Source organism: Niastella caeni (assembly GCF_004834005.1).
In the GTDB taxonomy this organism is placed as follows: domain Bacteria; phylum Bacteroidota; class Bacteroidia; order Chitinophagales; family Chitinophagaceae; genus Niastella; species Niastella caeni.
This window is the reverse complement of record NZ_STFF01000003.1, coordinates 706,087-720,112: the sequence shown is the minus strand read 5'-3', so window position 1 is coordinate 720,112 and position 14,026 is coordinate 706,087. Positions and strand designations below refer to the sequence as shown.

Below are 14,026 nucleotides of genomic sequence, written 5' to 3'. Positions count from 1 at the left end.
GTTGCACAACAGAAATCAATTGGATGTAGGAAAATATACTGCATGAAAAGACAACGCCTGATTTTTTTTGTATTCGGTTTATTGTTAACTGTTACTTCATTTAGCCAGGCGCCGCAACCATATACCTGGCGCAACCCGGCTGCCAGCGATTTTCCAGTGGTAGAAGGGCAGGCATGGCCCACAGAAGTAACATCACCGTATGATCGTTTTCCTGCCCGTGCAGAAAAAACACTCAATCAAAATGTATGGAATATTTCGCACAGCAGTGCCGGGTTGTATATAAAATTCAAAACAAATGCAACCAGCATCGTCGTTCGCTATAAAGTGAAAGGGGCCCTGGAAATGACGCATATGCCTGCAACCGGTGTTAGCGGCGTAGACTTATATGCCATTGATCCAAACGGACAATGGAAATGGGCGCCTTCTTCACGTTCGTTTGGTGATACCATTGAGTACCGGTTCTCTCACCTGGTGGTAAGCAGCGAATTTCCGGGCAGAGACTATGAATACAGGTTGTATTTGCCGTTGTATAATACCGTTACATGGCTTAACATTGGCGTGCCTGGCCAAAGTTCGTTTCAATTTATGCGGTTGTCTCCCGAAAAACCCATAGTTGTGTATGGTACTTCCATTGCACAAGGCGCCTGCGCTTCCCGGCCCGGTATGGCCTGGACCGCTTTATTGCAGCAACGGCTTGACCGGCCGCTGATAAACCTGGGTTTTTCAGGATCGGGAAAGCTGGAGCAATCTGTTATAACATTGATGCGTGAGATAGATGCGCGGGTATATGTATTGGATTGCATGCCCAACCTTACCGCGTGGGCAGGTATTACCAAACAGGAATTGGAGAACAGGATAATAGCTGCGGTAAAAGCCTTAAAAGAAGCCCGGCGGGAAGTGCCTGTATTATTGGTTAATCACAGTGGCGGTACTGATAATAATACGCTTGATACAGCCGCCGGGAACGATTATAAAAATGCCAACCAGGTGCTGCAGCAATGTTTTGATAAAATGAAAGCGGCGGGTTTGGCCGGTATCTATCTGTTATCCGGTAAGGAGATCGGCCTTTCTATAAATAGTACGGTAGATGGCTTGCATCCCAATGATGTAGGCATGATGGACTATGCAAAGGCTTATGAAAAAAGCCTTCGTTCTATTTTACAGGAACCGGCAGGTAAATTAACTACTACCATTCCGGTTGTACAAAGCCGCGATGGGTATTACGACTGGCGCAGCCGGCATCATGAAATTATAAGCGGGAACAAAACAACGCCGCCCCGTATCGTTTTTCTCGGTAATTCCATCATTCATTATTGGGGTGGGCAGCCAAAAGCGCCGTTAAGCCGTGGCGCCGATTCATGGAACGAAATTTTAGAACCGGCGGGCGTTAAAAATTTTGCCTTTGGCTGGGACAAGATAGAAAATGTATTATGGCGCGTATATCATGATGAACTGGATGGTTTTGAAGCTGCGCAGGTATGGGTAATGATCGGTACCAATAATTTAACCGCTGATACAGATACCGCTATAACAGATGGGTTAAAAATGTTGATGGAAGCAATAAAGGTTCGTCAGCCCAAAGCTTCTATTATGTTATCGGGCATTTTACCACGACGGGAAATGGAAAAGCGCATTGTTGGATTGAATGTTCTAATAGCTGCCCTGGCCGGTAAATTAAAAGTACAATACGTAAACCCGGGTATTGTATTACTAAACGCACAAAAGAAAATAGATGAGTCGTTGTTTGAGGATGGATTGCATCCCAACGCAGCCGGCTATAAAAAATTAGCATTGGCCATTAAACCTTATTTGAAGCAATAACCGTGTCACGGCCCTGAGCGGACTTGCTCTGAGCGAAGTCGAAGAGTCGAAGGGACCGTTGGTACGATTCTGGGCGAAGTCGAAGAATAAAACACTTTCATGTTACATACGAATTATTTAATGAAACTAACTATTCACATTTTCTTGTTGTTACTGCCCTGTTGTTTATGGGCAGGCGAATTTGACGGGGTAACGCAATTGGCAAAACGAAGAGTGCCGTGGCTGGCCAATAACCTGGTTTTTGCAAAAATGGGAGCCGGTAGTAAAGAAGCCTTTCAACTCAAAACACAAAACGGAAAACTGGTGATCACGGCCACCGGTCCCAATGCAGCGGCTGTTGCCTTGAACTGGTACCTGAAATATTATTGTCATCGCTCCATGTCGCACATGGGTGATAATTTATCGCCGGTAGATCCGTTGCCGGTGATTAAAGAAACGGTAACGATAGATGCCGCCGCACAATACCGGTATGCACTGAACTACTGTACGTATAATTATACCATGAGCTTTTACAACTGGAGCGATTGGGAACACGAGCTTGACTGGATGGCATTGAATGGCGTAAACCTGATGCTGGTGGCCAATGGGAGTGAGGCCATTTGGCAAAATGTATTGAGAAAATTAAGGTATCGGGAAAAAGAGATCACTGATTTTATTACCGGTCCGGCGTACAATGCCTGGTGGCTGATGGGCAACATCGAGGGGTGGGGCGGGCCTATGCCGCAAAGCCAGATCGATAGCCGCAAGGTATTGGTGCAAAAAATGATCGCGCGCATGCAGGCACTGGGTATTGAACCGGTGATGCCGGGTTTTTATGGTATGGTGCCGCATGACTTTAACACCAAAACTACCGGGCATATTATTAAGCAAGGCAACTGGGGCGCCTTTATCCGGCCTGCCATACTCGATCCAACCGATACCGCCTTTAGCCGCGTAGCGGGTATTTTTTATGAGGAAACAAAAAAACTATATGGTAAGCATATTCGCTTTTTTTCGGGCGATCCCTTCCATGAAGGGGGAATAACGGAAGGGGTGGACCTGCGAAAAGCAGGCGCCAATATTCAAAAGGTCATGCAGCAACATTTTCCAGGCGCCATTTGGGTATTACAGGGTTGGCAGGATAATCCTAAAAAAGAGCTGCTGGCTGAAACGGATAAATCATCGTTGCTGATCCAGGAATTATTTGGCGAGAATACCAATAACTGGGAAACACGCAATGGGTATGAAAGCACCCCATTCATTTGGTGTTGCGTAAACAACTTTGGCGAGCGGCCGGGATTAAATGGCAAACTGGAAAGATATGCCGGTGAAGTATACCGCGCAGCAACCGGCCCATACAAGGAATACATGAAAGGCGTAGGCATTATGCCGGAAGGAATAAATAATAACCCGGTATCGTATGACCTGGTGCTGGAGCTGGGCTGGCATACCCAACCGGTTGAAACCGATAAATGGATCAACGATTATGCAACGGCGCGTTATGGAAAACGGAATGACAATATCACCGCTGCCTGGAAATTATTCCTGCAAACCATTTACAGCAATCCCGGGTACCAGGAAGGGCCACCCGAGAATGTGTTGTGTGCCAGGCCTGCCCTGGAAATAAGATCTGTTTCGAGTTGGGGTAAATTAAAGAAAGGGTACGATACCGCTTTGTTTGTAAAAGCGGTTCAGGCTTTTGCTAAGGCCGCGCCTGCGTTTGGCAATAGCGAAACCTATAAAATTGACCTGATCAATTTTGCACGGCAGGTATTGGCAAACCGCGCTGATACCGTTTTTGCCAGTATGGTATCGGCCTACAAGGAAAAAAATACAACGGCTTTTAATACAGCGGCCAATGCGTTTTTGTCGTTGCATACGCTTACCGATGAACTGCTCAATACGCATGCGTATTACCGGTTAACCAGTTATCAGCAACAGGCGTTGCGGTCTGGTTATACGGCTGTAGAAAAAAAGAACAACCTGCATAATGCCATGATGCTAATTACGTATTGGGGCGAGAACAATCCCAAAGAAGATTATTTACATGAATACGCTTATAAGGAATGGGCGGGGATGATGACTTCGTTTTACCAACAGCGATGGATGATGTATTTTGACCACCTGCGTAATAGTTTGGCAGGTAAGATCACCACGCCGCCCAACTTCTTTGCCTGGGAACGGGAATGGGTAATGCAAAATGAACCGATAAAAGGGACGGTTCAGCCATCTCCGTCGCTTGATAAAGTAATACGAAAAATAGTATTTTAAAAACCTACGGGCGTGTCATGGCTTTGAGACCGTGGCGCTTATAATTTTACGTTTGATTTTAAGTGTTGAGTCGTTGGTGTTCTCACCAATGACTTTTTTTATTGCCTGCCCCAACGGGTTGTTATAAAATAGCACAACCGTTTGCGTTAAATAATGATGAATTTTTAAATTATATTCGGTGCTGCCAGATATGTAGTTAATCCCGTTCTGTGAATGCATTTAAACTCAGCCGTTTAATTAAAATACATGCAACAGGGCCACTGCGATAATGTTTACACTGCTGAATGCTGGACCGCCTTTACAAAGGGCGATGAAAAAGCATTTATAGTATTGCATGATCTTTTTTTCCACTCCTTATACGAATATGCGTTGCGTATGCTGCAGGACCCCGATCTGGCATATGATGCCATACAGGAATTGTTTTTGAAATTGTGGGAAAAAAGAAAAACGCTCCCTGAAGTTCAGTTTGTGAAAGCTTACCTCATGCGTTGTTTACGGTATGCCATTCTAAATAAACTACGTTCATTAAAATTGTATGAACTTAAAATTGCCGCCCGCTATCATACCCCTGATATTGAATTCTCTCCGGAAGAAATAAGGATTAAAAAGGAGTCTGCCTGGTTTAATGAAAACCAGTTGACGCAGATGATCAACACGCTTCCCGCCCGTCAGAAAGAGATCATCTACCTGCGATTTTACGAAGGTTTATCGTATAAAGACATCAGCCGCATTTTGAAGATCAATTACCAGTCGCTGGTGAACCGCATCAACCGCATCCTGGGCCGGTTCAAAACCGTTTTAAAAGACCATCCTGGTTTTTTATGGATCGTAGGATTGTTTCCATTCGCCTTATAGATCATTCCTTTTATTGTGCTTAAAAAAAATTATCAGCTCATTGAGTTGATAATACAATTCCCGTGTCTTTATATAAAGAGAACAAAGAATGCATGGAAAATGAACATGATCTTTTTAACGATGATCTGCCTTTTGAATTTGAGAGATCTCACAGGGATGAAACACTGAAGGAAAAAAGCCGGCAGGATCTGCTAAACAGCATTGCCACCACCAAACCCCGGAAAAGATGGCGGAAAATGAGTACCTGGTTGGCTGGTTTCACTGCTTTTATTATAGTGGCAGGTTGGCTGGTGGTCTTTAACCGAAAACGATCGGGCCCTATGACCGTATTTCAAACCAGGGATTTTCAGCGGACCATTACGTTGCCCGACAGCTCACAAATAACCCTGAACAGGTTTTCGGAGATCCGCACCGATCTTACACGCTGGAGGCCCAGCAAACGGGAAGTATGGCTTACCGGCGAAGCTTTTTTTGAGATCAAAAAACAACAGACAGGCGACAACTACGAGAACTTTATTGTGCATACCCCAAAAGGAGATATCGAAGTATTGGGAACATCCTTTAATGTTCATACCGATTCATTGGGTTTTTCAACCGCATTACATACCGGCAGTATAAAAGCGCATATCGGCAAAGAAGAAGTGGTAACGCTGGTGCCCGGGCAAATGCTGGTTGTACAGGGCAACACCATTTACCGCAAACAGGTGAATGTGCAGTTATACAGCGCCTGGAAGGATGGCGAGTTTCATTTTGATAACACCGGCCTGGCAGAAGTAATTACACTCATAGAAAAATATTACGGGTTAGCTGTGAAAGTGACGGACAATGTACCTGTTGCAAAGAAAAAATTATCCGGCAACATTGCTGTAAAAGATTCAAGCCAGTTAATTACTGTTTTGCAGATCAGTTTGGGCCTGAACATTCAACGTAAAGGGGATTCGTTATTTATTACAAAATAGACCAAAACCAACACTTTGCTTATGACACAAAACCATGCCATCGTACGATGGATCGGGGTGGTTGTATTATGTATGCTGTTAACAGCAGGGTACTACCAGGCTGCGGCGCAGCCCGGAAGCAATTCCCCCAGGCGCATTGAACTGGCGAAGTTTATTGATCGTTTGTCTGGTGAAATGCATTGGAAATTATTGTATAATCCGGATGACCTCGCCAATAAATTTGCGGATACCACGTCACTCAATACAAGGCAGGGGTGGACCATAAACCAGTTATCGACCCTGTTAAAAAAATATAACCTCGAGCTGCAACCGGTAGGCGAGAGCACCTACGCCATAAAAAAAAGCAACCCGCCACGGGCGCCGGCCGTCAACAGGGATACGGCTGAAAGAGAAGTACAGAATGAAATAATAATCCGGGGAACTATACGTACCGACTCGGCAGTGCTGCAAGGCGCCACCGTTATGTTGAAGTCGGATCCCGGCCACGCCACAACAACCGATGAGCATGGGAAATATCTCATAAAGGCGCCGGCCAACGGTACGTTGGTGATTTCGTCTGTCGGGTACAAAGAAGAAGAAATTGATATCAGGGGCGAAAGCGTTATCAATGCAGTGCTGAAAAGCAACAACAATCAACTGGAAGAGGTAGCGGTGGTGGCCTACGGTACGCAAAAAAAGACCACGATGGTAGGGGCTGTTACTACTATCAATCCGAAAGAATTAAAAGGACCGACCAGTAATTTAACGACCATGCTGGCCGGCAGGCTTTCGGGAGTTATATCTTATCAGCGAAGTGGTGAACCTGGAAAAGACAATGCCAGTTTTTTTATTCGCGGCATCACTACGTTTGGTACCGGTAAAGTAGATCCGCTGATTCTTATTGATGGTATTGAATCTTCCTCCACCGACCTGGCCCGCCTGCAACCGGATGATATTTCAGGCTTTTCAATACTTAAAGATGCCACCGCATCTTCCCTGTATGGGGCCCGCGGGGCGAATGGGGTAGTGCTGGTAACCACCAAATCAGGTGCGGATGGGAGAACCAAATTCAATATACGCGCCGAGAATTCATTAAGCAGTAATACCCGCAACTATAAGTTCGCAGACAATGTTACGTACATGAACCTGGCTAACGAGGCCGTATTGACAAGAAATGCGTTGGAAAGGGTACCCTATTCGCAAAGTAAAATTGACCATACCGCTGCAGGGGACGATCCCTATCTGTATCCCAATAACAACTGGATCAAACAACTGATAAAAAGCTATACGAATAACCAGCGGTTCGATATGAACGTAAGCGGTGGTGGTAAGATCGCTCAATACTATATAGCCGGAACCTATAATATCGACAATGGCGTGTTGAAAGTAGATGACATCAATAACTTCAACAGCAATATCAAACTCAGGAGTTATTCCATCCGGTCAAATGTAAATGTCAATTTAACGCCTACCACGCTGGCCATCGTGCGCACCTATGGGCAATTTGATGATTACAACGGCCCGGTAGGGGGTGGCGCTTCCATTTTCAGCCAGGCCGTATGGGCCAATCCGGTAAAGTTTGCGCCGGTATATCCGGCCGGCTACTTACCAGGACTAACACATCCGCTATTCGGCAATGCCTTTCGCTCCAATGTTGATAATCCAATCCCTACCGACGGAAGCAATTTGTATAATAATCCATATGCGCGTATGGTATCGGGTTATCAGCAATCCAATACCTCGAACCTGCAGGCGCAGTTGGAATTAAAACAGGACCTGGCATTCATTACTCCTGGGTTGGCCGCCCGTTTAATGGCCTATACCCAGCGGTATTCTTATTTTGAGGTTAACCGCCAGTATACGCCGTTCTATTATGAGCTTTCGTACGACCTGCAAACCAAAGCGCCCCGATTGTCGCCTTTAAATACCAACGGCACCGAGTACCTGAACTATAGCGAGAACGGCAAAACAGTCAATACGACCAGCTACCTGGAAGCCGCCGTTAACTACAACCGGCAAATAGGAAAAAAACACCAAGTATCAGGCATGCTGATCACCCTGTTCAGGAACTACCTGTCGGCCAATGCAGGCAGCCTGCAATTGTCGTTGCCACATCGCAACCATGGAGTTTCCGGGCGGTTTACCTATGCCTATGACAACCGGTATATGGCCGAGTTCAATTTCGGTTATAATGGTTCAGAACGGTTTGCAGAAGATCACCGGTTTGGTTTTTTCCCTTCTGTTGGGGTAGCCTGGAATGTGTCGAATGAAAAATTCATAGAGCCATTGGGTTTTATCAGCAAGTTGAAACTGCGGGCTACGTATGGATTGGTTGGGAACGACCAGATAGGTACGGATGCAGAGCGCTTCTTTTATTTGTCGGATGTAAATATGAATAACACAAACAGGTCATATACGTTTGGCGAAACCTACAGCACCAGTTCCAATGGTATTTCTGTAAACCGGTATGAGAACTATGATATAACCTGGGAGCGATCATATAAAACGAATATCGGGCTGGAACTGGGATTATGGAATGCTTTGAATATACAGGCAGATGTATACAAAGAGCGTCGCAATAATATTCTAATGACACGCGGCACCATTCCCAACATGATGGGGTTGAGCGCTCCCATCCAGGCGAATGTAGGCGAAGCCGAAGGGAAAGGGATCGATATTTCCCTTGATTACACCTATACCCCTGGCAAAAACACCTGGTTGCAGGCACGCGGAACTTTTACCTATGCCACCAGTAAATTGATGGTGAATGAAGAACCCAATTACCCGGAAGCCTACCGCGCACGGATAGGGCAACCCATTTCACAGTCGTATGGGTATATAGCCGAACGGTTATTTATAGATGATTATGAAGTGAGTTACGCACCTGTGCAGAACTTTGCGCAGGATAATACAGCGGAGAACGGCAAGTACCGCGTACGGGGCGGCGACATCAAGTACCGCGATGTTAACCGCGACGGACAGATAACGACTGCCGATATGGTGCCGATCGGATTACCAACCACGCCCGAGATCACCTATGGTTTTGGCGTGTCGTTCGGCTATAAGAAATGGGATGTAAGTTGTTATTTCCAGGGCTCGGCACGGTCATCGTTCTTTATAGATTCTTACAGCATGTCGCCCTTTGTGCTCAATGGGGGTGGGCAGCATGGATTGCTGGCCGATATTGCCGGTGATCACTGGAGCGAGCGCAACCGCAACCCATATGCCTTCTGGCCCAGGCTGAGCAATTATTTTGTCAACAACAATAACCAGACTTCTACCTGGTGGATGCGCAACGGTGATTTTTTGCGGCTTAAAACAACAGAACTGGGTTATACTTTTCCCAAATCACTGCTCAGCCGTTTGCACCTGAGTAATACCCGCATTTATGCCAATGCCTTTAATCTGTTCGTGATCAGCAAATTCAGCATGTGGGACCCTGAAATGGGCGGTAACGGCCTGGGTTATCCCGTGCAGCGCGTGTATAACATAGGTGTAAACCTTGGATTTTAATAACTCCTCAACGTAAAAAAATGGAACCTGTTTCAGGATATAATTGTTCATCAACTGCACATCGTTTTGTAGCCAGTGGAATTGTACAGCGTTTAAAAAAATGGGCACCGGTTTTATGCGTCATTTTAGCCGGCGGTTGTAAAAAGTACCTCGATGTAGTGCCCGATAATGTGGCTACCATCGACAATGCTTTTAAATTAAAACAGGAAGCTACAAAATACCTGGCCACCTGTTATTCTTACCTGCCTGCCAGCGGAGATCTCGAAACAAATCCGGCCATCTGTGCGGGAGATGAATTCTGGATGGTAGCGCCATATGCGGTAAGCGAATCGCCCTGGCGCATAGCCATGGGAAATCAATCAGCCGGTACGATCTACCTGTCTTCCTGGAGCCACCTGTTTAGCGCCTTTCGCGATTGTAATATTTTTTTGGAGAATATCGATAAGGTGGTAGACATGACAGCTGCGGAAAAGAATAAGTGGAGTCACGAGGTAAAATTCTTAAAAGCCTATTATCACTGGATGTTATTGCGCATGTATGGCCCTATACCGGTAACGGATGTAAACCTGCCTGTTGCCGCGTCTTCCGATGAAGCACAACGGCCGCGCCAATCGGTTGACTCGGTGATCAATTATATAACCAACCTGCTGAATGAAGCTGCATCGGGATTGCCCCTTACGATCGCCGACCGCGCGCGCGACCTGGGACACATTACCAAACCGATTGCGCTGGCCATAAAAGCCCGGGTGCTGGTAACCGCTGCCAGTCCGCTGTTCAACGGCAACCAGGATTATGCCGCGTTTAAAAATTACGATGGCGCATCGCTTTTCAACCCTGTGTACGAGGTGTTTAAATGGGAAAGGGCCGCTGCTGCCTGTAAAGAGGCCATCGCCGCATGCGATGCTGCGGGTATGCGTTTGTACAAATTCAACAAACTGGGATTGGCGCTTTCAGATAATATGGTCACACAAATGAGCATACGCAATAGTGTAACGGAGGCATGGAATGCCGAGATCATCTGGAACAATACCAAAGGCCGCTATGGTGCTACTGACCGCACGTATACGTTGCAACGGTTTGCCATGCCCCGCCTCGATCCCGCCAGGATCACCAATGAAATGAGTCAGGGCAGCCTGGCGCCTACCCTTAAAATAGCCGAATTGTTTTACAGCGGGAACGGCGTGCCTATCAATGAAGACAGGGACTGGGATTATGCAAACCGGTATAAGTTGCGCACCGCCAAAACAGCGGAGAGTGAATATGTAACAGATGGTTACCAAACGGCAGTGCTTCATTTCAACCGGGAACCCCGGTTTTATGCCGACCTGGCTTTTGATGGCGCTGTATGGTATATGCAGAACGGCATTTTTAATGTGCAGTCGAAGAACGGCCAGTTACAATCCCGTAAGGGAACGCTCGACTACAATGCCACCGGTTATTTTGCCAAAAAATTAGTGAACTGGAAATATGTGATCAAAGACGGACAGGAGTTAGTGATCGAAGATTATGCCTGGCCTGAAATGCGTTTGGCTGATCTGTACCTGTTATATGCCGAAGCATTGAATGAGCTCAACGGCCCGGGCGCCGAAGCCTTTGATCAAATAAATAAAGTACGGGCGCGCGCCGGTTTAAAGACCGTACAGGAATCATGGACAAACCATTCGGTACAACCGGGAAAATATCAGACGAAAGAAGGCTTCCGGCAGATCATTCAGCAGGAACGGTTGATTGAATTTGCCATGGAAGGCAGCAGGTTCTGGGACCTGCGCCGCTGGAAAAGAACGTATGAAGAATTGAATAAACCGGTCATGGGGTGGGATGTTGATCAGGAAGATGCGGCCTATTACTACCGCCCGCGTTTGCGTTACCAGCAAACCTTTAAAACCCGTGAATACTTCTGGCCGCTCGATTACTGGGACCTGCTGGGTAACAAAAGGCTGGTGCAAACATACGGCTGGTAAAAATGGTTTGTGGTTGGGGGTTTAGGGTTTGTAGTTGCTTTTGCCCGAACATCCCCTTACAATTTGCAGTTCAATCAGGATTGGCTTTTGATATAGTTATAAATAATGACAATCTTATAATAATGAAACTATATAAACTGACGTGTATTTTTATTGCCATGCTGGGTGTTTTACTGCATGGCTGTAAACCCGAGGTCCATAAGCCCTTATCAGGTTCTGGCGATGGCTCAACCCCACACCCGCTAAAGAGCGTGACGGTGACCAGTTTGCCGGGGGCGGCGCAACTCAACTATATATTGCCGGCAAGTACGGGGCTGCTGTATGTGAAGGCGGTATACGAAATTCAACCGGGCGTTACCCGCGAAGTACGGGCTTCGTATTATAACAATTCCATGGTAATAGATGGGTTTGCCGATACGTTGCTTCACCCCGTACAATTGTATGTGGTAACCAGGGATGAAAAGCAATCGGAACCGGTAACAGTAACCGTTAGTCCGCTTACGCCGCCATTTATCTCCGTCTTCCGAAGCCTGGATGTACGCGCTGATTTTGGCGGAGTGCATGTTGCCTTTAAAAATAAAACCAGTGCAGAAGTGGCTATTGTAGCGCTCACTACCGATTCCGCAGGCGTGTTTGATCAGGCGGATGCCTATTATACCAAAGCGGATAGTGGTGATTATTCGGTGCGTGGATATAAGGCGGAGAAAAGAAAATTCGGTTTTTTTATAAAAGACAGATGGGGCAACATGTCCGATACGCTGACCGGCGAATATACCCCGCTGTATGAAGAACTGATGGATAAGACCAGATTCAGGGAAGTGAGTTTGCCCACCGATGTAGGATATGGCTGGGGGTTTTCCATGCCTTATTTATGGAATGGCGTGTTCAAAGGGTATGATATGTGGCATTCGGCCGATAAGCTGGATGGCATGCCTTTGTGGTTCACGTTTGATATGGGCGTCACTGCGCAATTAAGCCGTATCGGGTTGTGGCAACGCAACCAGGATGGGGGCTGGATCTATTTGCAAAACAATGTGCGTGAATTTGAAATATACGGATCAACCAATCCCAACCCCAATGGCAGTTGGGACAATAGCTGGACATTACTGACGCATCGCACGGTTATAAAGCCATCGGGGTTACCGGTAGGCCAAACCAGTTCAGCCGACCTGGCTGCTGCTGAAACCGGAGAGCTGATGAACGTGCCGCTGTCGGCGCCTAAAGTGCGCTATATCCGGGTAAAGGTCTTACGTACCTGGACAAACGGAGGTTATGCCGCCAATATTGCGGAAATGTCGTTTTGGGGAGATAGCAGGTAAAAACAGTTTGTGGTTTGTGGTTTATGGTTTGTGGTTTATGGTTTGTGGTTTGTGGTTTGTGGTTCTTTTATTCGGAATGGCTGATAATATTCATGCATCCCGAACTCCAAATATTGACCATTCACCCTTCACCCTTGTCAATTCAAAAAAACTAAAGAATGAAACTATTACAAACTATATGTTACATACTCTTTCTTACAGGAATAATGGTGTCCTGTAAAAAAGCGGATGACTTTAAAAAATTTATCGAAGACGGGGAGATCATCTATACGGCAAAAGCCGATTCTGCCCGGGTGTATCCAGGAAATAAACGGGTACAGGTTTCGTGGTTGCTGATCACTGATCCTACGATCACCACGTCGAAAGTGTTTTGGAAAAATCACACCGATTCTGTGGTAATAGCGGTAAATCGTACCAGTTCCATAGACACCATGCGGGTATTTATCAATAACCTGCCCGAAGGGAATTATGATTTTGAAGTTTATAATTACGATAAAGACGGCAACTCCTCCATAAAAGTAGAAGTATCAGGAACTGTATATGGAGATGTGTACACGTCCTCTTTATTGGCAAGGGCCGTTGAAAATGCCGAACTGCTCAATAACAACGGTGAAATTACCTGGGGCGATGCAGATTCATCAACCGGAGTGATCGGGATGCAGTTAAAGTATATTGACATCAACAATAATACACACGATACCGTTGTAAAAGCCATTTATAAAGACCAGGTTACTGTATTGCCCGGTCTGATGCCTGGTGCGCCCGTACAATACCGTACGTTATATAAACCGGCCGTGCTGGCGATAGATACTTTTTATACCAGCTATGAAAACCTGCCGGTAAAAGCGGATGTAACAGCGACATTTATTAAAAATGCCGGCGCTCCGTTCCTGCTTGATCATACCCAGCCTTCCAACTGGCGTTTCGGACAGTTGGCCGACTGGTTATACAACGATGAAGCGCGCGACCGCTATACCTATGATGCCATTAATGGTACCGGTAATGCGTGTATGACTTTATGGATCTGGGATAATGGAACACTTACCAATGGAAAGATATATCAAACCGTAATGCTGCCCGCCGGCGAATATGTGCTGGAGGCTACGGTGTCGAATATCGATAATTCCCTGGAGGCAACCTATCTCGCTGTAGCAGCGGGAAACGCATTGCCGAATGTAGAAGACATAACAACTGCCATCGGTTATGGCCGGTTCACGAATAATTCCAATAAACTGGTATCGGCATCATTCGCCCTGTCGTCATCTGCTACCATTACCCTCGGTGTGGTAGGCAGTATGGCGAACCCGACTGCACAAACCATCCGCATAAGTAAGGTAAAACTGGTAAAGAATAAATAAGGTAAAAACAG

Annotated in this window: 8 protein-coding genes; all 8 read left to right on the top strand. The window is 46.3% G+C overall.

The annotated features are described in order from the left end of the window. Positions 1 to 42: 42 nt before the first annotated feature. The 8 genes from FAM09_RS14160 to FAM09_RS14125 all read left to right on the top strand — a co-directional run bounded on the left by FAM09_RS14160 (position 43) and on the right by FAM09_RS14125 (position 14,015). A complete protein-coding gene (locus FAM09_RS14160) occupies positions 43 to 1,821 on the top strand; it encodes an SGNH/GDSL hydrolase family protein (protein ID WP_136577768.1) in 1,779 nt (592 codons plus the stop codon). Between the two features lie 99 nt (positions 1,822 to 1,920). Then, positions 1,921 to 4,071: an alpha-N-acetylglucosaminidase gene (locus FAM09_RS14155; RefSeq protein WP_208025558.1), complete on the top strand. Its 2,151-nt coding sequence runs from the start codon at positions 1,921 to 1,923 to the stop codon at positions 4,069 to 4,071. A 246-nt stretch (positions 4,072 to 4,317) separates the two neighbouring features. Then, positions 4,318 to 4,926, top strand: a complete 609-nt coding sequence (locus FAM09_RS14150) for an RNA polymerase sigma factor (RefSeq protein WP_136577767.1) — start codon at positions 4,318 to 4,320, stop codon at positions 4,924 to 4,926. Positions 4,927 to 5,018: 92 nt separating this feature from the next. Further along, positions 5,019 to 5,885: a FecR family protein gene (locus FAM09_RS14145; protein ID WP_136577766.1), complete on the top strand. Its 867-nt coding sequence runs from the start codon at positions 5,019 to 5,021 to the stop codon at positions 5,883 to 5,885. Between the two features lie 21 nt (positions 5,886 to 5,906). After that, positions 5,907 to 9,377, top strand: a complete 3,471-nt coding sequence (locus FAM09_RS14140; RefSeq protein WP_243751673.1) for a SusC/RagA family TonB-linked outer membrane protein — start codon at positions 5,907 to 5,909, stop codon at positions 9,375 to 9,377. Positions 9,378 to 9,397: 20 nt separating this feature from the next. Beyond that, on the top strand, positions 9,398 to 11,338 hold the full coding sequence (locus FAM09_RS14135) for a RagB/SusD family nutrient uptake outer membrane protein (protein WP_136577765.1): 1,941 nt from the start codon (positions 9,398 to 9,400) through the stop codon (positions 11,336 to 11,338). Between the two features lie 122 nt (positions 11,339 to 11,460). Then, complete coding sequence (locus tag FAM09_RS14130; protein ID WP_166437140.1) at positions 11,461 to 12,657, top strand: DUF5000 domain-containing lipoprotein; 1,197 nt, start codon at positions 11,461 to 11,463, stop codon at positions 12,655 to 12,657. Positions 12,658 to 12,815: 158 nt separating this feature from the next. Next, positions 12,816 to 14,015: a DUF4998 domain-containing protein gene (locus FAM09_RS14125; protein WP_136577763.1), complete on the top strand. Its 1,200-nt coding sequence runs from the start codon at positions 12,816 to 12,818 to the stop codon at positions 14,013 to 14,015. Positions 14,016 to 14,026: the final 11 nt, after the last annotated feature.

What these genes read in the sequence shown, in the direction of transcription:
- FAM09_RS14160 (WP_136577768.1), top strand. Translation starts at nt 43, where the DNA reads ATGAAAAGACAACGCCTGATTTTTTTTGTATTCGGTTTATTGTTAACT.
- FAM09_RS14155 (WP_208025558.1), top strand. Translation starts at nt 1,921, where the DNA reads ATGTTACATACGAATTATTTAATGAAACTAACTATTCACATTTTCTTG.
- FAM09_RS14150 (WP_136577767.1), top strand. Translation starts at nt 4,318, where the DNA reads ATGCAACAGGGCCACTGCGATAATGTTTACACTGCTGAATGCTGGACC.
- FAM09_RS14145 (WP_136577766.1), top strand. Translation starts at nt 5,019, where the DNA reads ATGGAAAATGAACATGATCTTTTTAACGATGATCTGCCTTTTGAATTT.
- FAM09_RS14140 (WP_243751673.1), top strand. Translation starts at nt 5,907, where the DNA reads ATGACACAAAACCATGCCATCGTACGATGGATCGGGGTGGTTGTATTA.
- FAM09_RS14135 (WP_136577765.1), top strand. Translation starts at nt 9,398, where the DNA reads ATGGAACCTGTTTCAGGATATAATTGTTCATCAACTGCACATCGTTTT.
- FAM09_RS14130 (WP_166437140.1), top strand. Translation starts at nt 11,461, where the DNA reads ATGAAACTATATAAACTGACGTGTATTTTTATTGCCATGCTGGGTGTT.
- FAM09_RS14125 (WP_136577763.1), top strand. Translation starts at nt 12,816, where the DNA reads ATGAAACTATTACAAACTATATGTTACATACTCTTTCTTACAGGAATA.